We start from the raw sequence: 25,325 nt of genomic DNA, 5'->3' as shown, positions 1-25,325 counted from the left end.
GGGGAAAACATCCTTTGTTTTGGCGGGGGGGCTGTCCCCCCCCCCCCCCCCCCCCTGCCCGGCGCCAGCCGGGTTGCTCTTGGGGCTCCGCCCCAAACCCCGCTCCTCAAACGCCGGAGGGGCTGGGATTTGCCCTCGCCCGGTCCACCCGCGGAGCGGATGGGGCCCGTGGCCAACAGGGCCCGGAGGTCGCGGGGCCCGGGGCCGGCGAGCCGTTCCCGAGGCCGGGGCCAGGGGGCCCCTCGGTGCCGCCCGCCCAAGCGCCCGGCCCCCCTGTCAGTGGCAGGTGTCAGACTCGCACCCATGAGCGAGCGGTGGGCCCTGGCCGAGGGGGAGGGCGGAGCCGTGTCCGTGGTGCCGCTCGGGCGGGACGGGCTGCCCGCCGGCCCGGTCCGGACCGCCGCCGGACTCGCCGAGGCCGTCGCGCAGGCCCCCGCGGGCACGCGCTGGGTGTGGCGCGCGACCCACGAGGTGTACCCGCGCCTGCTCGCCGCCGGGATCCGCGTCGAGCGGTGCTACGACATCGAGGACGCCGAGCTGCTGCTGCTCGGCCACGAGGGCCGTTTCGGCGAACCCCGCTCCGCCGCCGCCGCGTACGCCCGTCTGCACCGCGCCCCCGTCCCCGCCGACCCCCCGCTGCGCTCCGCGGCCCCCGGCACCCAGTCCTCGCTGTTCGAGCCCCAGGGCACCCCCGTGCCCTTCGAGGGCCTCCTGGAGGTGTACGCCGACCAGCAGCGCCGCCACGACCGGGCAGGGCACCCCGGCCGGATGCGGCTGCTGACGGCCGCCGAGTCCGCCGGGATGCTGGTGGCCGCCGAGATGAACCGCGCCGGGCTGCCCTGGCGGGCCGACGTCCACCGGGCCGTCCTCACCGAGCTGCTCGGCGAGCGGTACGCGGGCGGCGGACAGCCGCGCCGGCTGGCCGAGCTCGCCGACGAGGTCTCGGCCGCCTTCGGCCGCCGGGTCCGCCCCGAGCTCCCCGCCGAGGTGGTGAAGGCCTTCGCCGCGGTCGGCATCAAGGTCCGCTCCACCCGCCGCTGGGAGCTCCAGGAGGTGGACCACCCGGCCGTCGAGCCGCTGCTCGCCTTCAAGAAGCTGTACCGGATCTACACCGCGCACGGCTGGAGCTGGCTCCAGGACTGGGTGCACGAGGGCCGCTTCCACCCGGAGTACGTGCCCGGCGGCACGGTCACCGGCCGCTGGGTCACCAACGGCGGCGGAGCCCTGCAGATCCCCAAGGTGATCCGCCGGGCCGTGGTCGCCGACCCCGGCTGGCGGCTCGTGGTCGCCGACGCCGACCAGATGGAGCCGCGCGTGCTCGCCGCGATCTCCCGCGACCCGGGGCTGATGGAGGTGGCCGGCCGGCCCGGCGACCTCTACCAGGCCGTCTCCGACCGGGCGTTCGCCGGCGACCGCGACATGGCCAAGATCGCGGTGCTCGGCGCGGTGTACGGGCAGACCTCCGGCGACGGCCTGAAGAACCTGGCCGCCCTGCGCCGCCGCTTCCCCCTGGCCGTCGGGTACGTGGACGAGGCCGCACGGGCCGGCGAGGAGGGCCGGCTCGTACGGACCTGGCTGGGCCGGACCTGCCCGCCCGCGGCCGGGGCCGAGGAAGCGGGCGGGGAGGCGGGGCTGCCCCAGGACGACGCCGGGCCGCAGCGCACGCAGGACGGCTGGACCCCCGGCTACGCCTCGACCGACTCCCGGGCCCGCGGCCGCTTCACCCGCAACTTCGTGGTCCAGGGCAGCGCGGCCGACTGGGCCCTGCTGATGCTCGCGGCCCTGCGGCAGGCGCTCACCGGCCTCCGCGCCGAACTGGTCTTCTTCCAGCACGACGAGGTGATCGTGCACTGCCCGGCCGAGGAGTCCGGGCAGGTCACGGACGCGATCCGGGAGGCGGCCGCACTGGCCGGGCGGATCGCCTTCGGCGAGACCCCGGTGCGCTTCCCGTTCACGACCGCGGTCGTGGAGTGCTACGCGGACGCCAAGTAGCGCCCGCGCGGCCCCCGTCACGTACGACCCCCGTCACGTACGACCCCCGTCACGTACGGCCCCGGTCACGTACGGCCCCGGTCACGTACGACCCCACCGGTCCGCGCGGACCCCCGTCCCGCGCGGACCGGCGGGGGCGCCGACGCGGCGGCCGCGTACCCGCCGCCCGTACCCGCCGCCCGTACCCGCCGCCCATACCCGCCGCCCATACCCGCCGCCCATACCGCCGTAGCCCGTACCGCCTACTTGTCGTGCGTCAGCCGCGGGTCGGTGGCGATCTCCCGGAGGGCCTGCATCGTCACGCCGGGCTCCGGGCGGGTCGCCGGCAGGTGCTGGGCCGGGCTGTTGAAGGCCGAGACGACGATCCGCAGCCCGTCGGGGCGGAGGGTGTCCACGTTCCACCAGACCACGCCCTCGCCGCCCTTCTCGCCCGGCTGCTGCCGCGGCCTGAGCTTCGTACCGTCCGGCAGGGTGACCACGTCCGGCCCGGTGAACAGCTCGTCCGCGAGGTCGCCCATGCCCTGCTGGAGCTGCACCGTGACGTGGAACCTGCCCTTGCCGTCGTCGACGAGCACCCGGGCGTTCTCCCCGTCCCCCTCCTTCTCCAGCACGGTCAGCGCGTCCGGCAGGTGCTCGCGCAGCACCGGGAGCACCGGCCGCTTCAGCGGCTCGGGGCCGACGGACGGGTGCGGCCCCTCCTTCGGGGGCTCGTTGAGGTCGTCGAGCACGGGCGTCCAGCGGGCGGAGGTGACCAGCCCCTCCAGCGCGGCCGGGTCCAGCGGCGGATCGGTGCGGCTGACGGCGGCGCCCTTCTCCGCGGGGGCGTTCCACTCGCTCGCGTCCACGACGTGGCCCTCGCGGGTGACGAGGGTGGCCCGCCAGACCTTGGTGTCCGTGCGCCGGTCGGGGTACTCGTAACCCTTGAAGACCATCAGCCGACCGCCCCCGGGCAGCTTCTTCCGGGTGCAGCCGTCGCCGGGGACGGCGTGGGCGCCGGGGCAGTCCGTCAGCTCCCGGGCCTGGCCGCCGGCCGGGTCCAGCCGCCAGATGCCCACGCTGATCGCGGCCTTGCCCCGGCCGTCGTCGTAGACGCCCGCGGCCATCGGGCCCTCGGCCGTGCCCCGGCCCGTGGTGCCGGTGAGGGTGCCGCCGGGCAGCAGGCCCCTGAGGATCCCGACGACCTGCTCCGCGGAGACGTTGCCCTTGCCCGGCCGCCAGTCCTTCACCGGGGCCTTCAACGGGTCCCCGCCGTTCGGCCGGCCGTTCGCGGGCCCGGCCTCCAGGGTCCGCACGGTGTTCCTGCCACCGTCCGGGAACCCGGTGGTGAGGGCCCCGGCGGTGCCGATCGCGGCGAGGGCCAGCAGACCGCCGCCGGCCACGGCCGCCCGGCGCCGCCGCAGCAGCCTGCGGCCGAGCTGCTCGCCGCCGTCGACCAGGACCTGCCGGTCGGGTGCGAAGGAGTCCCCGGTGCGCCGGAGCGCCTCGCCGAGTTCGTCTTCAAAGGGCATGGGGAACCAGACCTTTCCGCGGGACGGGATGAACGAAGGGTGCGCCTCAGTGCGCGGCGAATTCCGGGAGGGAGCCGCCGAGCTGCTCCCGCAGCCGGGTCAGCGCCCGGTGGGTGCGGGTGCGCACGGCGGCCGAGCTGACGTTCATGGCGCGGGCGGTCTCCTCGATGCTGCGGTCCTCCCAGTAGCGCAGCACCACCACCGCCCGGTCCTTCGCCGACAGCCGCCCGAGCGCGTCGAGCAGGGTGAGCCGCAGCGCCGGATCGGCGCCCGCGACCGCGGGACCGAGGTCGGCGAACTGCGCGACCGGCCGCTCGGCCGCCGAGCGGCGCCGCTGGTGCGTGAGGAACGTGCGGACCAGCACGGTCTGTGCGTAGGCCGCCGGATTGCCGATCCGCGCGATCCGACCCCACGTCACGTACATGCGGCCCAGGGTCTCCTGGACCAGGTCCTCGGCCAGATGGGTGTCCCCGCTGGTCAGCAGGCAGGCCGAGCGGAACAGGTGGCCGGTGCGGGCGTCCGCGAACTCGCGGAACCCGTCACGGCGCGACGCTCTCATCTGTCTCTCCCTCGCATCGCCCACACCCCATTGACGCGGCGGGAACTCCGCAATGTTTCAAGGCTTTTCCGGCCGGTGCCGAGGCCGCCTCCCGTTACCGCCGGTCGCATCCGCGGTGGCGCGCCCGGGCGGTGGCCGGGCCCCTGCCGGAGGCCCCGAGAGGGTGGCGGGCACACCTTCTCCCGGCACCCCCCTGCCGGGGAGGCTGGTGCCGGGCGGCGGAGCCTGTCGCCGATGTCACCGCCAGGGGGAAACGCATGGACACGCTCCGGAACAGACGCCGGACGGACCCGGGCCGCGCCGCGGGCCCGGCCGGACAGCCGACCGGCCCGTCGCACGAGGGGCTCTACCAGGGGCTCCACGAGGGCCTGTACGAGGGGCTGTACGACGCGTTGTTCGCCTCCCTGGCCCGGCGCGACCAGCGCCTCAAGGGGGAGCAGTACCTGCGCGGACTGCTCGTGGCCGAGGGCCGCAAGTCCATCCGGAACATCGCCGCCCACCTCGGCGAGGCCGCCATGGAGCAGAGCCTGCACCACTTCATCTCCAGCTCCACCTGGGACTGGATGCCGGTGCGGGCCGCCCTGGCCCGCCACACCGGCCGGCTCGTGGCCCCGCACGCGCTGGTGGTGCGGCTGCTGTCCATCCCGAAGACCGGCGAGCGCTCGGTGGGCGTGGACCGCAGCGTGGACCCGCGGCTGGGCCACTCCTTCCGCGGCCAGCAGGCCTTCGGGGTCTGGCAGACCGCGCCCTCCCTGGGCGTCCCTGTGCACTGGCGGCTGCACCTGCCGGAGAGCTGGACCGAGGACCGGCTGCGGCGCCGCCGTGCCGAGATCCCCGCCGAGCTGGGCTCGGAGACCCTGGAGGAGTGCGCGGTCGAGGCCGCTCTGGAGGCCGTCCGCTTCTCGTACGGGCCGCGCCGGCCGGTCGTGCTGGACCTGCCCGTCAGCCGGGTGGGCACGGTGCTGCGCCGGTTCACCGCGGCCGGGGTGCCCGCCGTGGTCCGGGTCGCCGACGAGACCCGGTTCTCCCTGGAGGACCCGGCCCTGCCCGGGCACGGCCGCGGGCTGCTGCCGGCCCGTCAGATCCTGTCCTCGGTGGCGGGCCTGCGCCGGCCGGCCGCCTGGACCGACCCCGCGGTCGCCGGCGCCCTGCCCCGCACCTCGCTGGTCGCGGCGGTACGGGTGGGCCTGCCCGGCACCCCGCCGACGGCGGTCCCGCCCGGCGCACCCGGCGCACCCGCGGCCGGTACGGGGGGTACGGGCGGCCCGGCCGGTACGGGCGGCTCGGGCAGCGGTCTGCTGCTGCTCGGCGAGTGGACCGAGGCCCGCTCCGGCCCGGCCTTCCTGTGGCTGACCAACACCCCGCGGGTGCGGCCGGAGACCCTGCTGCGCACGACCCGGCTGGTCACGCGCGTGGACCACGACCTGGAGCGGTACGGGGAGCCGGCCGGGCTGCGCGATTTCGAGGGCCGCTCCTTCCGCGGCTGGCACCGGCACATCACCCTGGCCTCGGCCGCGCACGCGCTGGGGGCCCTCGCCGCCCTGGACCACGAGCCCGTACGGACCGCGTCCGGCCCGGGCCCGGTCCGGCGGCCGGGCTACCCGTCCGCGCTGTCGGCGTAGCCGCCGGGCCTGTCGGCGTGGCCGCCCGGCCTGTAGGTGTAGCCGCCGGGCCTGTCGGCGTGGCCGCCCGGCCCGCTGCGGTCTGCGGACCCCGGCCCGGGACGGCCGGCGCCCGTACCCGGGCCCGATACCGGCCCGCCCGGCCCGACCCCGGGCGGCGGCCTAGGACTGAGGGTGCTGCTGCCCCTGGCGGGGCACCCGGCGCTGGCCGCCGCCCTGCCGGTGGCGCAGCAGCTCCCGGGTGTGCAGGAGGCGCAGGGCGAGCTGGATCTCCAGGGCCCGCGAGGGCTCCTGCCAGTCGGCGCCGAGGAGTTCGGTCAGCCGCTCCAGCCGCCGCGAGACGGTGTTGGGGTGGACGTGCAGGATCCCGGCGGCCCGGGTGGGGCTGGACTGCGAGGCGAAGTACGCCTCCAGCGTGCGCACGAGCTCCGCGTCGCGCTGTTCGTCGTACTCGATGACCGCGCCGAAGGTGGAGTCGATGTACCGGTCCACGTCGAGGTCGTCGGAGAGCAGCATGCCGAGGAAGCCGAGGTCCCCGGTGGCGGCCGCGGTCCCCTCCCCGCCGAGGGCGATCAGGGCCTCCAGGGAGCGCTGGGCCTCCTCGTAGACCTCCTTGATCTCGGACAGCACGCGGGCGGGTCCGGCGGAGCCGACCGAGACGGGCTGGCCGAGCAGGACGGACAGTTCGCGGTGGACGGCCTCGGCGGCGGCCGAGGGGTCCGGGTCGGGGAGCAGCAGGACCACGCAGCCGCCGTGGACGGTCTTCAGCCCGGCGTTGCGGTGGGCGTAGAGGGAGGCCCAGGCCGCGGCCTGGCCCTGTTCCCCGCCTTCGGGGCGGACCACGACCACCGAGTGCGGGCGCTCGGTGTCGATGCCGAGCCGGCGGGCCCGCTCGGCGAGCCGGCGCGGGGCCCGGGTGGTGCCGACGAGCAGGTCGTCGAAGAGCTCGTCGCGGACCGGGCCGCCGGTGACCGCGGCCCCCCGCTGGAGGCGCAGCCCGAGGGCGGCCGACCGGCCGGCGTGTCCGAGGAAGGCGGCCTCCTCGGGGGTGAGCGGGGTGCGGGCCTCGAAGAGGAGCACGCCGAGCTCCTCGGTGCCGGTGCCGACGGGGGTGGCCCAGAGGCCGTCGGCGATCCGGGCGGGCCCGCGCGCGGCGAGTGCGGCGAGCGCGCCCCTGGCCACGGTCTCCTCCGGCAGCAGCGGGGTGCGGAGCGCGGCCTCGGGGGTGCGGCCCATCGGCCGCCCGGAGGGGTCGTGGAGGTGGACGGTCCCGTCGAGCACCTCCCCGGTGAGGGCGGCGAGTTCGGCGAGGTCGGCGCCGTCGAGGAGCATGGCCGCGAGCCGGTCCCGGCCGGCCGCGAGGGCGTTGACCCGGTCGAGGACGGCCCGTTCGCGGGTGCTGCGCCGGGAGAGCTGGGCGAGCTCGGTCTTGGTGCCCTCCATCAGCCGGGCCTTCTCCAGGGCCACCGCGGCGAGGTCGGCCAGCGAGCGCATGAGGCTGACCTCGTCGGGGGTGAAGTGGCGCAGCTTGCGGTCGGCCCCGTAGAGGGCGCCCACCGGGGAGGACCCGTGGCAGAGCGGGACGGCGAGGATGGCGCGCAGGCCTTCGGCGCGGACCACCTCGTCGATGCGCGGAGAGTGCGGGAAGGCGTCGTCGCTCAGGTAGTCGGCGGTCCAGAAGGGGGCCCGCTTGTCCTGTGCGGTCTCGCCGAGGCCGTGGCCGACGTCGATCTGGAGGCCGACGTTGAACATGGTGGTCTCGCCGTCCGAGGAGTGCACGTACGAGCCGCCCTCGGGCTTGCGCAGGCTGATGTACGCCATGTCGAAGCCGAGCAGCCGCCGCGCCCGCCCGGTGATCACGCTGAACAGCCCGTCGAGGTCGTACGGGGAGGTCATGTCGCGCGCGGTGTCCACGAGCGCGGCCATGCCGGACTCGCGGCGGCGGCGCTGGTCGGCGGAGGCGTGGACGGTCAGGCCGAGCTGGACGGCCCGTTCCAGCACGGCCAGTTGCTGCGGAGTGGCCGAGGGGTTGCCGCGCGCGGCGCGCAGCAGCTCGTCGAAGTGCTCGCGCGGGGCCTCCTGGGCGAGCAGCGCGAGGACGGACAGCGCATCGGCGTCGCCGTGGGCAGCGGTCGCCTCATGCCATATCACGCAAAGCCCCTCAGAATACAGCAAAATTTGGGTCAAATCGGCCTAGGATCGTAAGATACCGCAACTCGGGCCGCAAGGCGGTGCGAGTTGCCGCAGGCGGTGTGCTCCGGTCACCGCGGCAGGGGGCGACGGTGTCGCCCGCACACCTTCCGGCCCGTACGGGCGCCCGGTAACGATGGACCGGGGGGAACCGGAGGCTTGGCTTCCTTCGGCTCACAAAGGGGTGCACATGTCAGAGTTCACGAGCTACGTACGCTCACTGGAGCGCAGCCGCGCGGCGCGGACCCGGCAGGACCGCCCGGACACGTTTGAGCTGTACGGGCGCACCTGGGACCTGCTGCACGACGTGTTCGCGCCCCCCTTCTCCCGTTCCACCGCCGTGGCCATGGACCTGCTGGGACTGGCCTCCCCGGCGCCGGCCCCGCGCACCGGCTCCTTCCTGGAGATCGGCAGCGGCACCGGGGTCATCGCGGTGTCCGCGGCCCTCGCCGGCTGCGAGCGGGTGACCGCCACCGACATCAACCCCCGGGCGGTGGCCAACACCGCGCTCAACGCCCGCCGCCACGGGGTCGGGGACCGGCTCCGGTCCCGGCACGGGGACATGTTCGACGCCCTCGACGGGGCGGGCGGGCCGGAGCTCTTCGACACCGTCTACTGGCACTCCAACTTCGTCCTGGCGCCGGCGGACTTCGAGTACGACAACCCCCACGACCGCGCGTACGTGGACGCCGGCTACCGGGCCCACGAGCGCTACCTCGCCGAGGCCCCGGCCCTGCTCGCCCCCGGCGGCCGGGTCCTGCTCCACTTCAGCGACCGGGGGGACCTCGGCCTGCTGCACGCCCTGGCCGCCCGGCACGGGCGCAGCCTCCACCTGGCGGACTCCCGGCGGGACACGGACGGCGGGGAGACCGTGGAGCACCTCCTGTTCGAAATCCGCCCGGCCGACCCGCCCCGGATCGCCCCCGAGTTAACGCGCCGACGCACCACCCCGGCCACCGCGACCGAGGCACCCGCGGCCACGACAACACCCACCACCGCGACCGAGGCTGCCGCCACCGGAGCCAACACTCCCGCGGCCCCCGCCGCCGCGGCCGACGCACCCGCCACCGGGGCCGAGGCTCCTGCCGCGCGAGCCGAGGCTCCCACCGCCGGAGCCGAGGCCGCCACCACGGGCACCACGGCACCCGCCGCCGAAGCCGACGCTCCCGCGGAACCGGCCACCGCGGCCGAGGCACCCACCGCCAGGTCCGGGGCTCCTGCCCCCGGAGCCGGCGGTCCCGCCGCCGGAGCCGAAGCCGCCACCGCCGGTGCCACCGCACCCACCACCGGGGCCGAGGCTCCTGCCCCCGGAGTCGGCGGTCCAGCCGCCCGAGCCGAGGGGGCCATCGGCGGGACCGCCACCCGTACCGCCGCCTCCCGGGGGCCCGATTCCGCAGGAGCCGCCGCCTCCTGAGCCCCTGCGTTCCACCGGCCCCCTCTCCACCCCCGACACCACCTGCGTCACCCTCACCACCGCCCCCACCCGCATCACCCGCATCACCTGCCAGGTCCGTACGGCGGACTGACCACCCGCCTCACACCCCACCTGCGAAACCCGGAAGCGACTGTGCGCACCCTCCTCGTCGACAACCACGACTCCTTCACCTACAACCTCTTCCACTACCTCGCCGAGATCACCGGCCGCGAGCCCGAGGTGATCCCCAACGACGACTCCGGCTGGCACCGCCGCCGGCTCTCCGGCTTCGACGCCGTCGTCCTCTCCCCCGGCCCCGGACACCCCGCCGTACCAGCCGACTTCGGCATCTGCCGCGAGATCCTGGAGCACGGGGAGATACCCGTGCTCGGCGTCTGCCTGGGCCACCAGGGCGCCGCACTGCTGTACGGGGCGCAGGTCGGGCGCGCTCCCGAACCCCGGCACGGCCGGCTCTCGCCCGTGACGCACACCGGCACCGGGCTCTTCGAGGGGCTGCCCTCACCCTTCGAGGTGGTCCGCTACCACTCGCTGGCGGTGACCGCGCTCCCGGCGGAGCTGGAGCCCGTGGCCTGGAGCCCGGACGGGGTGCTGATGGGCTTCGCCCACCGGGAACGGCCTTTGTGGGGAGTCCAGTTCCACCCGGAGTCCATACTCACCCGGCACGGGCACGAGCTGCTGGCGAACTTCGTCCGGCTGGCGGCGGAGTGGCACGCGGGGCGGCCGGCAGCCGAGCCGACCGCCCCGCTGCCGTCCCGAGCCACGGCTACGGCCCCGGCCCCGGCCCCGACGGCGGTGGCCCCGGCGGCGGTGGCCACCACCCCCGCCGCTCCCCTCCCCGGCGCCCGCCGCAAGCTGCGCGTACTCGCCGAAACCGTCCCCGCCACCTGGCCCGAAGAGACCGTCTTCGAGCGGCTGTTCCGGCCCGGCACCCCGGCCGAAGCAGGGTCCGGAGCCGGGGCCGGTCGTCGCCCCGGACCCGGGTCCGGGTCGGCGACCGGCCCCGGGGACCACGCCTTCTGGCTGGACGGCGGCAGCACCCCCGCCCCCACCGCCCGCTTCTCCGTGATGGGGGACGCCTCCGGCCCCCTGGCCAGGGTCGCGCGGGCCGACGTGACGGCCGGGGAGGTGACCGTACGCTCGGCGGCCGGCACCGAGCGGGTCCCCGGCGCCTTCTTCGACTGGCTGGAACGGGACCTGGCCGCCCTGCACACCGAAGCCCCGCCGCTGCCCTGCCCGTTCACCCTCGGCTGGGTGGGCTACCTCGGCTACGAACTCAAGGCCGAGTGCGGCGGATCGGCGGCCCACGCCTCCGAAGACCCGGACGCCGTGCTCGTGTTCGCGGACCGCGCCCTCGTCTTCGACCACGCCGAGAACACCGTCACCCTGCTCGCCCTCGTCGACGACGACGAGCCCCGCACCCTTCCCCCCGCCCAGGACTGGCTGGCCGCCACCGCCGCCCTCCTCGCCGGGCCGCCGCCGGCCGGCCCCGCCGCCCCGCCCGCCCCCGAGCCACTCCCCGGCCTGCGGCTGCGGCACGGCCGGGAGGAGTACCTCCGCCTGATCGCCGCCTGCCAGGAGGAGATCGCGGCCGGGGAGTCGTACGAGATCTGCCTGACCAACACGGCCGAGACCGGCGGGGACCTCGACCCGTGGGAGGGCTACCGGACCCTGCGCCGGCTCAGCCCGGCACCGTACGGGGCGCTGCTGCGGTTCGGGGACCTGTCGGTGCTGAGCACCTCCCCGGAACGCTTCCTGCGCATCGGCGCCGACGGCACGGCCGAGTCCAGGCCCATCAAGGGGACCCGGCCGCGGGGGGCCACCGCGGAGGAGGACGCGGCCCTGGTGGCGGACCTGCTCGCGGACGAGAAGGACCGCGCGGAGAACCTGATGATCGTGGACCTGGTCCGCAACGACCTGGGCCGGCACGCGGAGATCGGCTCGGTGGACGCGAGCGAGGTCTTCCGGGTGGAGACGTACGCGACCGTCCACCAGCTCGTGAGCACCGTACGGGCCCGGCTGCGGCCGGACCGCTCGGCGGTGGCCTGCGTACGGGCCGCCTTCCCCGCCGGTTCCATGACGGGCGCCCCGAAGATCCGCACGATGCAGCTCCTCGACGGCCTCGAACAGGGCCCGCGCGGGGTCTACTCGGGCTGCATCGGCTACTTCTCGCTGTCCGGCGCGGTGGACCTGAGCGTGGCCATCCGCACGGCCGTGGTCACCCCCGGCCGGGTCCGCTACGGGGTGGGCGGGGCCGTCGTGGCCCTGTCCGACCCGGAGGCCGAGTACGAGGAGACCGCCGTGAAGGCCGCCCCTCTGCTGGCGCTGACCGCGGACGCCTTCCCGGAACGCCGCCCGCGCTGACCCGCCGCCGGCTCCGCCCCGCCCTCGTCCCGCCCTCGACCCGCCTGTGATGCGCAGCGCCTGCCCGGCCAGGGGATTGCCTGACAGGCCTGCGGACGTGCCCTGCACGGGGTACGGGGGGTCAGACCCGCTCCCGCCTTCGACCGACGCGACCTTGCCCTCGGACGCTGCGGACCTCCCCAGCCTCGCCGATCCGGGGCCCGGGGGCAATGCCGGCCGGGACACTACGTCAGGTCCGGCCGGCGGGCGCGCCGGTTACTTCCCCAGGCCGTGGAAGTAGATGTGGAACTCCTCGCGCTCGAACCCCTCGGCCTCGTACAGCCCCTGCGCGATGTGGTTGTCGTACGCGGTGTCCAACTGCACCCCGGACACCCCTTCGGCCCGCGCCCGGTCCAGCGCGTCCCGAAGCAGCGCCCGCCCGGCCCCGGTCCGGCGCCCGGCGGGCGCCACGTACAGGTCGTTGAGCAGCCACATGGGCGCCAGCGCGAGGGAGGAGAAGGTCCGGTAGATCTGCGTGAACCCCACCGCCCGCCCCTCGCCGTCCTCGGCGAGCAGCACCAGCGACTCCCCGCGCCGCATCCGCTCCTCCAGGTACGCCCGCGGCCGTCCGGCATCCTCGACGTCCACCTCGTAGAACTCCAGGTACCCCCGAAACAGCTCCGCCACGGCGTCCAGCTCCCCGAGCCCCGCCACCCGCACCGTCACACCACTGCTCACAACACCCTCCCTGCACCGGCACCCACGGGACGTCCCCCGCCCGCCCCATGCTGCCCCAGCCCCCGCCCCACCCCACCCACAGCCCGCCATCCGGACACCCCCAGCCCCCGGAACACCAAGAAGCCCCAGCTCAGACGATGTCTGCGCTGGGGCTTCGATGGAGCCGCCTTCGGGATTCGAACCCGAGACCTACGCATTACGAGTGCGTTGCTCTGGCCAACTGAGCTAAGGCGGCAAGCTGCCGAGGAGGATCTCCCTGAGGAGATTCGCATCAGCAGCGGCGCCAAGTCTACAGGGTTATTCGGGGTGCCTCTGACCAGGGCGCTACGGAGGGCGGCCGAGGGGCGGCACGGCCGTCAGCAGCGCTTGCCGTTCTTCGGGGGTTCGCCCGTCAGGAGGTACGTGTTGATCGCCGAGTCGATGCAGGAGCTGCCGCGGCCGTAGGCGGTGTGGCCGTCGCCGTCGTACGTCAGGAGGACGCCCGAGTCGAGCTGGCCGGCGAGGGACTCGGCCCACTTGTACGGGGTGGCCGGGTCGCGCGTGGTGCCGACGACCACGATCGGGGCCGCGCCCTTCGCCGTCAGGCGGTGCGGGGTGCCGGTGGCCTTGACGGGCCAGTAGGTGCAGTTCAGGGAGGCCCAGGCCAGGCCCTCGCCGAAGACCGGGGAGGCCTTCTCGAAGGACGGGAGGGCCGCGTCCACCGCCTCCGGGCCGCTGAAGGCCGGGGGGAGGTCCAGGCAGTTCACGGCCGCGTTGGCGAACATCAGATTGGCGTACTTGCCGTTCGGCTCGCGCTCGTAATAGCTGTCCGCCAGGGCCAGCAGCCCGGCCCCGTCCCCGTCCATCGCCTGGCCGATCGCCGCGCGCAGCTGGGGCCAGGCGCTCTCGTCGTACATGGCCGCGATCACCCCGGTGGTGGCCAGGGACTCCCCGAGGGAGCGCGAGCCGCCGGTGGGCACCGGGGAGGCGTCGAGCTTGGCGAAGAACTCCTTGAGCCGTTTGGCGGCCTCCTCGGGGCTGCCGGTGCCCAGCGGGCAGTCGCTCTGCGCGGCGCAGTCCTTGGCGAAGGAGCGGAAGGCGGTCTCGAAGCCGCCCGTCTGGTCGCGGTTCAGGTCGAGGGCGGAGCGGGAGGGGTCCATCGCCCCGTCGAGGACCAGCCGGCCCACCCGCTCGGGGAACAGCTCCGCGTACGTGGCCCCGAGGAAGGTGCCGTACGAGGCCCCGACGTACGTCAGCTTCTCGTCGCCGAGCACCCCGCGCAGGAGGTCCATGTCCCGGGCCGCCTCGACCGTCGAGACGTGCGGCAGCACCCGGCCGGACTTCCGCTCGCAGCCCGCGGCGAACTCCTTGAAGGCCTTCACCAGCGCAGCGCGCTCGGCCGGGTCGTCCGGGGTCTGGTCGACCTGCGTGTACGCGTCCATCGCCGGGCCGCTCAGGCACTCCACGGGCGCGCTGCGCGCCACCCCGCGCGGGTCCACGGCCACGATGTCGTACTGCGCCCGGACCGGGGCCGGATAGCCGATGCCCGCGTACGCCTGGAGGTAGCCGATGGCCGATCCGCCGGGGCCGCCCGGGTTGACCAGCAGGGAGCCCAGCCGCTTGCCGGGCCCGGTGGCCGTCTTGCGCGAGACGGCCAGCTCGATGTCCTCGCCGTTGCCGGGACGGGCGTAGTCGAGCGGGGCCTTCATGGTGGCGCACTGGAATCCCGGCGCCCCGCAGTCGCGCCAGGTCAGGCGCTGGGCGTAGTACGGCTTGAGGGCGGCCGCGACGGCGGTGGAGCGGGGCTGCGGGACGCCGGAGGAGGCGGCCGCGGGGGATCCGGAGTCGTCCGATGTGCAGCCGGACAGCAACAGTCCGGCGGCGGCGATCACGGTCCCGGTGGTACGCAGCACGCGCCTCGTGTCCATGTCCGGAGACTAGCCTTCCGCAGCCGGACCGTGCCCGCTCAGGAGCCCGCCTGGCTCGTACGAGTGAAAGCCCCGCCGGCGCTCAGCCCGCCCGCAGCGCCATGGTCATGGCCTCGACCGCGAGCAGCGGGGCCACGTTCCGGTCGAGGGCCTCGCGGCAGGCGAGGACGGCCTCGATGCGGCGCAGGGTGCGTTCCGGGGTGGAGGCCCGGGCGACCCGGTCCAGGTCCTGGCGCTGGGCGGCGTTGGCCAGGGCCACCCCGGAGCCGAGCTGGAGGGCCAGCACGTCGCGGTAGAAGCCGGTGAGGTCGGTGAGGGCGAGGTCCAGGCTGTCCCGCTGGGTACGGGTCTTGCGGCGCTTCTGCCGGTCCTCCAGCTCCTTCATCACCCCGGCCGTGCCCCGCGGCATCCGGCCGCCGGTGCCGGCCGCCGCGCCGAGGGCGGCGCGCAGCTCCTCGGTCTCCTTGGCGTCGACCTCCTCCGCGACCTGCTTGGCGTCCTCCGCGGCCGCGTCCACCAGCTCCTGCGCGGCCTTCAGGCAGCCGCCCACGTCGTCCACGCGCAGCGGGACCCGCAGCACGGCCGCCCGCCGCTCCCGGGCCCGCTCGTCCGTGGCCAGGCGCCGGGCCCGGTCGATGTGCCCCTGGGTGGCCTGCGCCGCGGCGGCGGCCACCGGCGGCTCGATGCCGTCCCGGCGCACCAGCAGGTCGGCGACGGCCTCGACGGACGGGGTGCGCAGGGTCAGGTGCCGGCAGCGGGAGCGGATGGTGGGGAGCACGTCTTCGAGGGAGGGGGCGCAGAGCAGCCACACGGTGCGCGGGGCGGGCTCCTCCACGGCCTTGAGCAGCACGTTGCCCGCGCCTTCGGTAAGCCGGTCGGCGTCCTCCAGGACGATCACCTGCCAGCGGCCGACGGCCGGGGACAGCTGGGCCCGGCGGACCAGGTCGCGGGTCTCCTTCACGCCGATCGACAGGAGGTCCGTACGGACGATCTCCACGTCGGCGTGGGTGCCGACGAGGGTGGTGTGGCAGCCGTCGCAGAACCCGCAGCCGGGCTCGCCGCCCAGGGCGCGGTCCGGGCTGGTGCACTGGAGGGCGGCGGCGAAGGCGCGGGCGGCCTCGGCGCGGCCGGAGCCGGGGGGGCCGGTGAACAGCCACGCGTGCGTCATCTTGGAGGCGGCGGGGGGTTCCTGGCCTGCGTCCACGGCCGTGACCAGGGCGTCTGCGTCGCGAGCGGCGGCGGTGAGCTGTGCCTGTACTCGGTCCTGGCCTACCAGGTCGTCCCACACGGGCATGTGTGCCGCCCCTTTTCTCCGCGTCCGGTCCGTGCCCTCCATTGTGGCCCGTGGCACGGACAGCCGGCCGCCGGGCGGGCGGAGTGCCCTGCGGGGCCCATTCCCCACCCCGCCCTCCCCGAAAGCAGGGGCCTCCGCCCCCGGCCCCCGGTCCTCAAACGCCGGACGGGCCGTCCTTTGCCCCCCCAGGATCCGTTGAGGGGACGGACCCTGCGGGGCGAAATCGAGCCCCGCAGGGGGTGCCTCCCAGCCCCCTGGGGCTGGGAGGGATCGAGGCGCGGGGTCGGGGGCGGAGCCCCGGGTCAGGCGCGGTGGTCGTCCTCCTCGCGGGGGCCCAGGAGTTCGTCCGCCAGGCTCGGGAGGTCGTCCAACGGGGTCTCCTCCGCCCAGTCCGAGCGGCGCCGCGGGCGGCCCGACGCGTCGAGCTGCGGCAGCTCGCGCGTGCGGTCGTTCGCCCCCTCGGGCGCCGCGGCCGGCGCCTCGTCGCGGAAGATTCCCTGCGGGAACCGGTCGGCCGCGGGCTCCGGGCGTACGGGCGGCAGCACGGCCGTCTCGTCCGGCTCCCGCACGGGCGGGAGTACGGAGGTCTCGGCCGCCGGGTCCACGGCCGGGTCCACGGCGGGCACCGGGAGGGTCTGCGTGATCTCCTCGGGCCGCACCATCGGGGTCTCCACCGTCACGGCCTCGGCCGCGGACTCCGGCTCGGGTTCGGCGGCCCAGGACGGCCGCGTCGCAGGCGCAGCCTGGGCGTCCGGCTTGGTCATCGGCACCTTCGGGGTCGGAGCCGTGGGAGCCTCCGCCGCGGAGACGGCCGGCTTGGTCATCGGCACCTTCGGGGTCGGAGCCGTGGGAGCCTCCGCCGCGGAGACGTCCGGCTTGGTCATCGGGACCTTCGCCCCTGCGCCACCGCCGCCCGCGCCCGTACCCGCAGACGCCGTCGCCGTCGCCGCAGCAGCCGCAGCTGCCGCCGAGGCCTCCGCCAGCCGCCGGGCCTCCTCCGCCTTCAGCAGGGCCTCCTCGGCCTTGCGCTGCTTCTCGCGGCGGCGCTCCTCGGCCTCGGCCCGCAGCCGGGCCTCCTCCTCGGCCTGCCGCCGCAGCCGTTCGGCCTCCGCGGCCCGTGCCTTCTCCTCGGCCTCCCGCCGGGCCCGCTCCTCCTCGGCCTTGCGGCGGGCCTCGGCCTCCTCGCGCAGCCGGGCCTCCTCGGCCTCCCGCTCGGCGCGCAGCCGGGCCTCCTCGGCCTCCTGCTCCGCCCGGATCCGGGCCTCCTCGGCCTCGCGGGCCCTGCGGGCCTCCTCCTCGGCGCGCAGGCGTTCCTCTTCGGCCTTGCGGCGGGCCTCCTCCTCGGCACGGGCCTTCTCCTCGGCCTCGCGCCGGGCGCGCTCCTCCTCCGCCTTGCGGCGGGCCTCCTCCTCGGCCAGCCGGCGGGCCTCGGCCTGCGCCGCGCGCTCCTGCTCCGACATCGGCAGGATCCGGTCGAGCCGGTGGCGCACCACCGTGGTCACCGACTCCGGGTCCTGGCCCGCGTCCACCACGAGGTAGCGGCCCGGGTCGGCGGCGGCCAGGGTCAGGAAGCCGGCCCGCACCCGCTGGTGGAACTCGGCGGGCTCGGACTCCAGCCGGTCCGGGGCCTCGGTGAAGCGCTCGCGCGCGGTCTCCGGGGACACGTCCAGCAGCACGGTCAGGTGGGGGACCAGCCCGTCGGTCGCCCAGCGGGAGATCCGGGCGATCTCGGTGGGCGACAGGTCGCGGCCCGCGCCCTGGTAGGCCACCGAGGAGTCGATGTAGCGGTCGGAGATGACCACGGCGCCGCGCTCCAGGGCGGGCCGCACCACCGAGTCCACGTGCTCGGCCCGGTCGGCGGCGTACAGCAGCGCCTCCGCGCGGTTCGACAGGCCCGCGGAGGAGACGTCCAGCAGGATCGACCGCAGCCGCTTGCCCACCGGGGTCGCGCCCGGCTCGCGGGTCACGACCACCTCGTGGCCCTTGTTGCGGATCCACTCGGCGAGGGCGTTGACCTGCGTGGACTTGCCCGCGCCGTCGCCGCCCTCCAGGGCGATGAAGAAGCCGGTCGGGGCCGGGGCCTGGGCGGGCTCGCCGCCGCGCAGCGCCTCGCGCAGGTCGCGCCGCAGGGGCACGCCCTGCCGGTCGTCGGTGCGGGCGAGGACGATCACCGCGACGGGCAGCAGCAGCGCGCCGACCAGCATCAGGGTGAAGGCCGCGCCGCCGTGGGCGAAGACGAGGCCTCCGCCGGCGAGCCGGTGCGGGCCCACGGCCGCCGCGAGCAGCGGGGCGGCCACCGCGCCGACCGCCACCGCGATGCGGGCGACGGCCTGGAGGTGCTCGGTGACCCGGGCCCGCCGGAACTCCTCGGTCTCCTGGTCGATCAGCGCGTGGCCGGTGTTCGCGGCCACGCCCGCGGAGACGCCCGCGATCAGCGCCAGGAGAACGACGGTGGAGGTGTCCCCCACCAGTCCGGCCGCCAGCAGGGCGAAGCCGGTCAGGGCGATGGCCAGGGCCAGCAGCCGCCGCCGGGACAGCCCCGGCAGGGCCCGGCCGGTCTGGGCGGCCCGGATGCCGGCCGCGGTGCCGCAGCTGAGCGCCAGCACGAGCAGGGCGAAGGCCACCGGCCCGCCGCCGAGGTCGTCGGCGTGCAGGGCGGTGAGGGCCACGGCGCAGGAGACCGCCCCGGCGACGGCCGCGCAGGCGAGCACGAGCAGCGGGATCGCGCCGGTGCGGCCCTTCTCGGGCCGGTCCCCGTGCACGGGCGGACGCAGCCCGTCCAGGGGCGAGCGGGGCCGCGGGGTCTTGGTGTCCGGCAGGACCAGCGGTACGAGGAGGGAGACGGACGCCGCGAAGAGCCCGGCGGCCACGTACGAGCCGAGGGCCGCCTGGTGGGCGGAGAACCAGTCCGCGAACAGGCCGAGCAGCTTGCCGAGCAGCCCGGCGGCCACGAGCACCGCAGCCGCGGCCGGCAGGGCGAGGAAGCCGGTGCGCAGCGAGAGCCGCCGCAGTGCGTCCAGGTGGTCGGGCAGCGGCCGTACGGTGGCGCCCTCGGGGGGCGGCGGGGGCAGCAGGGCCGGGGCCGCGCTCTCCTTGGCGAGGGTCCACAGCCGCTCGGCGGCTCCCGAGACGAAGGCGGTGACCAGCAGCAGGGTCAGGGCCTGGGCGGGCACCCAGTCGATCCACAGGGGGGCGACGACGAACAGGGCGATCCGCAGCCCGTCCGCGCCGACCATCGTCCAGCGGCGGTCGAGCTTGCCGCCGGCCGCCGTCAGCGCGGCCAGCGGGCCGAGGAGAGCCGCTCCGCACAGCAGGGTGGCCAGGATGCGCACGCCGAACACGGCGGCGACCGCGAAGGCCGCGCCCCGGTACCCGCCGCCGAAGGAGTCCTCCGCCACCGCGGCCTGGAAGGCCAGCAGCACCAGGACCAGCAGCGCCACGGCGTCGCCGATCCCGCTCACCAGCTGGGCGCTCCACAGCCGCCGGAGCGGGGGGATGCGCAGCAGGGAGCGGACCGCGCGCTCGCGCGAGTCTGCCGCTAGGGCTTCGTCGTAGGTGGGGTTCACGACCGTTGGCTGCTCGGCTCGCGTCATCCGCCCAGCCTATCCGCTGCGCCTGGTGGTGCGGATGCCGCGCATGGGGCCACCCTTCCGGGGGAACGGCGGGGGCCCCGGGACCATCCGGTCCCGGGGCCCCCGCCACGGTTCGTCCCGCGCCTCCTCGGACGCCGTGACCCGACTCCGGGACCGGACGCCGCGGACTGCCCGCCCGCCGGGGTCCGGCTCCGGGACCGGACGCCGCGGACTGCGCGTCCGCCGCGGACCACGCGTCCGCCGCGGACTGCCCGCCCGCCCCGGGACTACTCGTCCGCCGGGGCCGCCGCGGCCGTCTTCTTCGCCGCGGTCTTCTTCGCGGCGGCCGTGGTCTTGGCGGCGGTGGTCTTCTTCGCCGCCGTCTTCTTCGCCGCGGTGGTCTTGGCCGCCGTGGTCTTCTTGGCCGCCGTGGTCTTGGCCGCGGTCTTCTTCGCCGTCGCCTTCTTCGCGGGCGCCTTCTTCGCGGCCTTCTTGGCCGGTCCCTTGGCCCGCTTCTCCGCCAGCAGCTCGTAGCCGCGCTCCGGCGTGATGGTCTCGACGTCGTCGTCCCGCCGCAGGGTGGCGTTGGTCTCGCCGTCCGTCACGTACGGGCCGAAGCGGCCGTCCTTGACCACGACCGGACGCTCGCTGACCGGGTCGGTGCCCAGCTCCTTCAGCGGCGGCTTGGCGGCGGCCCGGCCGCGCACCTTGGGCTGGGCGTAGATCGCCAGCGCCTCGTCCAGGGTGATCGTGAAGAGCTGGTCCTCGGTCTCCAGGGACCGCGAGTCCGTGCCCTTCTTCAGGTACGGGCCGTAGCGGCCGTTCTGGGCGGTGATCTCCTGGCCCTCGGCGTCCGCGCCGACGACCCGCGGCAGCGACATCAGCCGCAGCGCGTCTTCCAGGGTGACCGTGTCGAGCGACATGGACTTGAAGAGCGAGGCGGTGCGGGCCTTGACGGCGTTCTTGCCGGTCTTCGGGGTGCCCTCGGGCAGGATCTCCGTGACGTACGGGCCGTAGCGGCCGTCCTTCGCGACGATCTCGTTCCCGCTGACCGGGTCCTTGCCCAGGGCGAACTCGCCGCTCGGCTTGGCGAACAGCTCCTCGGCGTACGCCACCGTCAGCTCGTCGGGCGCCAGGTCGTCGGGCACGTCGGCGCGCTGGTGGCCCTCCGCGTCCTTCTCGCCGCGCTCGACGTACGGGCCGTAGCGGCCCACGCGCAGCACGATGCCCTCGCCGACCGGGAACGAGGAGATCTCGCGCGCGTCGATCGCGCCGAGGTCCGTCACCAGCTCCTTGAGGCCGCCCAGGTGGTCGCCGTCCCCGTTGCCGGCCTCGGCGGCGGTGCCCTCGCCGGCGCCCTCGCTGCCGAAGTAGAAGCGCTTGAGCCACGGCACGGACTGGGCCTCGCCGCGGGCGATGCGGTCGAGGTCGTCCTCCATCTTGGCCGTGAAGTCGTAGTCCACGAGCCGGCCGAAGTGCTTCTCCAGCAGGTTGACCACGGCGAAGGACAGGAAGGACGGGACGAGCGCGGTGCCCTTCTTGAAGACGTACCCGCGGTCGAGGATGGTGCCGATGATCGAGGCGTACGTGGACGGCCGGCCGATCTCGCGCTCTTCCAGCTCCTTGACCAGCGAGGCCTCGGTGTAGCGGGCCGGGGGCTTGGTCGCGTGGCCGTCCGCCGTGATCTCCTCGGCGGTCAGGGCGTCGCCCTCGGCCACCTGCGGCAGCCGGCGCTCGCGGTCGTCGAGCTCGGCGTTCGGGTCGTCGGCGCCCTCGACGTACGCCTTCATGAACCCGTGGAAGGTGATGGTCTTGCCGGAGGCCGTGAACTCGGCGTCGCGGCCGTCGCTCGCCCGGCCGCCGATCTTGACGGTGACGGAGTTGCCGGTCGCGTCCTTCATCTGGGAGGCGACGGTGCGCTTCCAGATCAGCTCGTACAGGCGGAACTGGTCGCCGGTGAGACCGGTCTCGGCCGGGGTGCGGAAACGATCACCCGAAGGCCGGATCGCCTCGTGGGCCTCCTGCGCGTTCTTGACCTTGCCGGCGTACACGCGCGGCTTCTCCGGCAGGTAGTCGGCGCCGTACAGCTGCGTGACCTGCGCCCGGGCCGCGGAGACGGCGGTGTCGGAGAGGATCGTGGAGTCGGTGCGCATGTAGGTGATGAAGCCGTTCTCGTACAGCTTCTGGGCCACCTGCATGGTCGCCTTCGCACCGAAGCCCAGCTTGCGGCTGGCCTCCTGCTGGAGGGTGGTGGTGCGGAACGGCGCGTACGGCGAGCGGCGGTACGGCTTCGACTCGACCGAGCGGACGGCGAAGGAGGTCTCGGCGAGGGCGGCGGCCAGGGCGCGCGCGTTCGCCTCGTCCAGGTGCAGGACCTCGCTCTTGAGCTGCCCGTTGGAGCCGAAGTCGCGGCCCTGGGCGACCCGCCGGCCGTCCACCGTGTTCAGGCGGGCGACCAGGGTGGAGGGGTCGGAGGCGTCGCCGGCCCGGCCGGTGCCGAAGGTGCCGGTCAGGTCCCAGTACTCGGCGGAGCGGAAGGCGATGCGCTCGCGCTCGCGCTCGACGACGAGGCGGGTGGCGACGGACTGGACGCGGCCGGCCGACAGGCGCGGCATGACCTTCTTCCACAGGACCGGCGAGACCTCGTAGCCGTAGAGGCGGTCGAGGATGCGGCGGGTCTCCTGGGCGTCGACCATGCGCTGGTTCAGCTCGCGCGGGTTGGCGACGGCGTCGCGGATCGCGTCCTTGGTGATCTCGTGGAAGACCATCCGGTGGACGGGGACCTTGGGCTTGAGGACTTCCTGCAGGTGCCACGCGATGGCCTCGCCCTCGCGGTCCTCATCGGTGGCGAGGAAGAGTTCGTCGGACTCGGCCAGCAGCTCCTTGAGCTTCCTGACCTGGGCCTTCTTGTCGGCGTTGACGACGTAGATCGGCTGGAAGTCGTGCTCGACGTCCACGCCGAGGCGGCGCACCTCGCCCGTGTACTTCTCGGGCACCTCGGCGGCGCCGTTCGGGAGGTCGCGGATGTGCCCGACGCTCGCCTCGACGACGTACCCCGGCCCGAGGTAGCCCTTGATCGTCTTCGCCTTGGCAGGAGACTCGACGATGACGAGTCGGCGGCCGCCCTTTGCGGTCTCGCTAGTCGGGGACAACTTGGCTCTTCTCTCCGGTCGGCACTCGGTCGCGGTACGGCGACGCTGCGGAGTGTGACGGTACAACCCGCCCCCGTGTCAAACGGCGGAAGCCCGCAACGGCCACTCGAACGGTAACCCGACTAGTGCCATTCCTGCCGCCCGGATACCGCCGTCGGCACCGGACCCGGCCGTTCCCCGCCGTCCGCGGTCCCGTCGCACCGCCTCCACCCGGACTCCACCGGGCCTTCACCGCAGGGGCACCGGAGGGGGGCCGGCCGGCGGGTCCCGCGGGGGCTCACAGCCGGGTGAAGCACCAGGCCCCGAGGGCCAGCAGAACCGCCCCGGCCAGCAGCGCGAGCGGGACGGACACGCCCTGGGCCACCCCGTGCGCGACGGGGGCCCGGCGCAGGGCCCGCGCGGCCGTCCAGGCCAGCAGCCCGCCCCCGAACAGCACGAACGTCAGCCCGGCGAACACCGCGGGTCCGGTCTCCATGCCACGCCCCCTCCTCCCGGCTCCCGCCGGGATCTCCCGCCGGGAGCGTGGCACGCAGGCCTGTACGGAAGGCCGAAATCCGTACGAACCCCAGGTGAACTCGGACGCACCGGCCCCCGGGGTCCGCTGTCTCAGCCCTCGCTCCCCGCGGTCCGCAGGCTCAGCCCTCGCTCCCCGCCGCCCGGACCGGCTCCAGGAAGCCCTGGTCCACCAGCATCCGGATCGCCTCGGGGGTCCGGTCGCGGAGCACGACCGGGTCCTCCTCCATCAGCTGGGCGATCGCGTCGAGGATCCGGCCGGCGCTCAGTGAGCCGTCACACACCCCGGCGAAGCCCGCGCCCACCGTGTCCACGGTGGTGGCCCGGCGCATCCCGCGGTTCTGGCGCAGCACCACGTGCTCCGGGTCCTCGGCGCCCGGCATGCCGACCTGCTCCTGCACCACTTCCGCCACCATCCGGAAGTGGCCGGCCAGCAGGGCCGCGTCGTCGTGCCCGCGCAGGTAGTCCTGGCGCTCGAAGTGGGCGCGCACCGTGTCGCCGAGGGGCTGCTCCACGGGGTGCGGCCACTCCTCGACCACGATGGACGGCTGCTCGGCCCCGGACTTGCGCAGGGTGATCCAGCCGAATCCGACCGCCTTGGTGCGGCGCTGCTCGAACTCGTCCAGCCAGTCCTCGTACCGCCGGGCGTACTCGGCGGGGTCGGTCCGGTGGTCCCCGGCGTCGCGCAGCCACAGCTCCGCGTACTGGGTGACGTCCTGCACCTCGCGCTGGACGATCCAGGCGTCGCAGCCGCGCGGCACCCAGGAGCGCAGCCGGTCCTTCCAGTCCTCCCCCTCCACGTGCTGCCAGTTGGCGAGGAACTGGGCGTAGCCCCCGGGGTTCAGGTGCTCCCCGGCCTGCTGCACCAGGGTCCGGCACAGGTCGTCCCCGCCCATCCCGCCGTCCCGGTAGGTGAGCCGGGCGCCCGGGGAGATCACGAAGGGCGGGTTGGACACGATCAGGTCGTACGTCGCCTCCCCGACGGGTTCGAAGAGGGAGCCCGCGAGCAGCTCGGCCTCGGGGGCGCCGGAGAGGGCGAGGGTGAGCCGGGTGAAGTCGAGGGCGCGGGGGTTGACGTCGGTGGCGGTGACCCGGGTGGCGTGCTGCGAGGCGTGCAGGGCCTGGATCCCGGAGCCGGTGCCCAGGTCGAGGGCGGAGCCGACCGGGGTGCGGACCGTGATCCCGGCGAGGGTGGTGGACGCGCCGCCGACCCCGAGGACCACCGCCTCCTCGCGGCTGCCGATGCCGCCGGCCCCGCCGACGGCGCAGCCGAGGTCGGAGACGATGAACCAGTCCTCGCCGGAGGGTCCGCCGTACGGGCGCACGTCGACCCGGGCGTGCACCTCGTCGCCCTCGCGGCGCAGCCAGCCGTCGGCGAGGGCGTCCTCGACGGGCAGCGCGGCCGCCGCGTGCACGTACGGCACCGGACGCTGGAGCAGGAACAGCCGGACGAGGGTGCTCAGCGGGCCGTCTCCGCGGGTGGCGCGCAGCGCGGGGACGGTCTCGCTGCGGGCGAGGGCGGCGTAGGCGGGGGCGCCGAGCAGGTCGAGCAGGCCGTCGGCGGTGAACCCGGCGGCGAGCAGGGCGGCGCGGAGCTCGGCGGCCCGGTGGGGCGTGGGAAGGCTGGTGGTACTCACAAGGCCCATTGTGTCGGCTCGCCCCGACGATGGGGCGACTTGTCCACAGGCCTGCCGGTGCGCGCGGATGCGGCGGGGGCCGGACTCCGGTGGGGAGCCCGGCCCCCGGCCGGCCGACTCCGGTCGGTCGGTTCCGGGGGTCCGGGGGCAGCCCCGGCCGGTCGGCTCCGGTCGGTCGGCCCCGCCGGTCGGCCCCGCCGGTCAGCTCTGGGCGGGGGCCGGCGCCCCGGCCGCCCCGGTGCGCTGGCAGCTCTTCTGGTTCTTCATCGCCTTGCCGAGCTCGCCCGACTGAAGCTTCGTCAGCGCCTCGTTGCCGCTGTTGCCGAGCTTGTCGAGCTCGCCCGCGATCTCCTTGAGCCCGTCGGCGAACTTCGCCTGGTCCTTGCTGTCGAGCCCGTCCACCTTGGTCTTCAGGTTCGCGTACGACCGGGAGATGGAGTTCAGCTCGGCGACGGCGTCGTCCTGCGTCTTCTTGCCGTCCTTGACCGGGGGGACCCCGGCGTCCTGCACGGCCTTGCCCATCGCCGCGTACGCCTGGGACATCGACTGGAAGGCCGCCGAGTCGGTCTTCTGGACCACGTCGGCCTTGCTCTGGTCGGTGGTCTCCTTCTGGATGGCCGCGTTGGCGTCCTCGATCTTCTTGACCTGGGGCTGCACCTGGTCGCAGACCTTCTTGGCCCAGTCGTTGACCTTCTTGTCGCCGTCGTCGCCGCAGCCGGACAGCACGAGTACCAGTACCGCACCGCCGGACACTGCGGCCATAAGCTTCTTGTTCACCGGATTGGTCCCTTCCAAGGCTCTCGGCCCCGGAAGATACACGCCCGTCCGCCGGGGACGCAGAAAGGCGGACGGACGGCGCGTCAGAG

The 25,325-nt window shown here is 75.2% G+C and carries 15 protein-coding genes and 1 tRNA gene; 4 read left to right on the top strand and 12 right to left on the bottom strand.

The features are described 5' to 3' along the window. The first annotated feature begins 303 nt into the window (after positions 1–303). On the top strand, positions 304–1,992 hold the full coding sequence (locus ACZ407_RS31285; protein WP_468134220.1) for a bifunctional 3'-5' exonuclease/DNA polymerase: 1,689 nt from the start codon (positions 304–306) through the stop codon (positions 1,990–1,992). A gap of 242 nt (positions 1,993–2,234) precedes the next feature. Here the strand turns inward: ACZ407_RS31285 and ACZ407_RS31280 are convergent, their stop codons facing one another. Together ACZ407_RS31280 and ACZ407_RS31275 are read right to left on the bottom strand one after the other, a co-directional pair. Next, positions 2,235–3,500, bottom strand: a complete 1,266-nt coding sequence (locus tag ACZ407_RS31280; RefSeq protein WP_468134218.1) for a hypothetical protein — start codon at positions 3,498–3,500, stop codon at positions 2,235–2,237. A 46-nt stretch (positions 3,501–3,546) separates the two neighbouring features. Continuing rightward, positions 3,547–4,059: a SigE family RNA polymerase sigma factor gene (locus tag ACZ407_RS31275; RefSeq protein WP_468134216.1), complete on the bottom strand. Its 513-nt coding sequence runs from the start codon at positions 4,057–4,059 to the stop codon at positions 3,547–3,549. A gap of 257 nt (positions 4,060–4,316) precedes the next feature. On the opposite strand from ACZ407_RS31275, the gene ACZ407_RS31270 reads away from it, so the two are divergent. Beyond that, positions 4,317–5,681, top strand: a complete 1,365-nt coding sequence (locus ACZ407_RS31270) for an IS701 family transposase (RefSeq protein WP_468134214.1) — start codon at positions 4,317–4,319, stop codon at positions 5,679–5,681. Positions 5,682–5,843: 162 nt separating this feature from the next. On the opposite strand, the gene ACZ407_RS31265 is transcribed toward ACZ407_RS31270, so the two are convergent. Next, complete coding sequence (locus ACZ407_RS31265) at positions 5,844–7,832, bottom strand: helix-turn-helix domain-containing protein (RefSeq protein ID WP_468134212.1); 1,989 nt, start codon at positions 7,830–7,832, stop codon at positions 5,844–5,846. A 229-nt stretch (positions 7,833–8,061) separates the two neighbouring features. Here ACZ407_RS31265 and ACZ407_RS31260 point away from each other — a divergent pair, with 229 nt between their 5' ends. Together ACZ407_RS31260 and pabB are read left to right on the top strand one after the other, a co-directional pair. Then, the gene (locus ACZ407_RS31260) at positions 8,062–9,285 is read left to right on the top strand and encodes a methyltransferase domain-containing protein (protein ID WP_468134210.1); all 1,224 of its coding nucleotides are present in this window, start codon (positions 8,062–8,064) and stop codon (positions 9,283–9,285) included. A 153-nt stretch (positions 9,286–9,438) separates the two neighbouring features. After that, complete coding sequence (gene pabB / locus ACZ407_RS31255; protein WP_468134208.1) at positions 9,439–11,667, top strand: aminodeoxychorismate synthase component I; 2,229 nt, start codon at positions 9,439–9,441, stop codon at positions 11,665–11,667. A 255-nt stretch (positions 11,668–11,922) separates the two neighbouring features. Here the strand turns inward: pabB and ACZ407_RS31250 are convergent, their stop codons facing one another. The 9 genes from ACZ407_RS31250 to ACZ407_RS31210 form a co-directional block, all read right to left on the bottom strand. Further along, entirely contained in the window at positions 11,923–12,384 is a 462-nt protein-coding gene (locus tag ACZ407_RS31250) for a GNAT family N-acetyltransferase (protein ID WP_468134206.1), read from the bottom strand. A gap of 158 nt (positions 12,385–12,542) precedes the next feature. Beyond that, positions 12,543–12,619, bottom strand: a tRNA-Thr gene (locus tag ACZ407_RS31245). A 121-nt stretch (positions 12,620–12,740) separates the two neighbouring features. Further along, positions 12,741–14,291 (bottom strand): alpha/beta hydrolase, encoded by a 1,551-nt coding sequence (locus tag ACZ407_RS31240; RefSeq protein ID WP_468134204.1) that lies wholly within the window; start codon positions 14,289–14,291, stop codon positions 12,741–12,743. Between the two features lie 82 nt (positions 14,292–14,373). Beyond that, complete coding sequence (locus ACZ407_RS31235) at positions 14,374–15,585, bottom strand: DNA polymerase III subunit delta' (RefSeq protein ID WP_468134202.1); 1,212 nt, start codon at positions 15,583–15,585, stop codon at positions 14,374–14,376. Positions 15,586–15,887: 302 nt separating this feature from the next. Continuing rightward, complete coding sequence (gene tmk / locus ACZ407_RS31230) at positions 15,888–19,178, bottom strand: dTMP kinase (protein ID WP_468134200.1); 3,291 nt, start codon at positions 19,176–19,178, stop codon at positions 15,888–15,890. A gap of 266 nt (positions 19,179–19,444) precedes the next feature. After that, on the bottom strand, positions 19,445–22,309 hold the full coding sequence (gene topA, locus ACZ407_RS31225; RefSeq protein ID WP_468134198.1) for a type I DNA topoisomerase: 2,865 nt from the start codon (positions 22,307–22,309) through the stop codon (positions 19,445–19,447). A 277-nt stretch (positions 22,310–22,586) separates the two neighbouring features. Further along, on the bottom strand, positions 22,587–22,784 hold the full coding sequence (locus tag ACZ407_RS31220) for a hypothetical protein (protein WP_468134196.1): 198 nt from the start codon (positions 22,782–22,784) through the stop codon (positions 22,587–22,589). A 160-nt stretch (positions 22,785–22,944) separates the two neighbouring features. After that, positions 22,945–24,468, bottom strand: coding sequence for a DUF7059 domain-containing protein (locus tag ACZ407_RS31215; RefSeq protein WP_468134194.1), 1,524 nt, complete (start codon positions 24,466–24,468; stop codon positions 22,945–22,947). 192 nt (positions 24,469–24,660) lie between these two features. After that, positions 24,661–25,236: a small secreted protein gene (locus ACZ407_RS31210; RefSeq protein WP_468134192.1), complete on the bottom strand. Its 576-nt coding sequence runs from the start codon at positions 25,234–25,236 to the stop codon at positions 24,661–24,663. Between the last annotated feature and the right edge of the window lie 89 nt (positions 25,237–25,325).

Source organism: Streptomyces sp. NPDC030809 (assembly GCF_055572195.1).
Note: the sequence above shows the minus strand (reverse complement) of the source record. Positions and strands in the feature narration are given on the sequence as shown.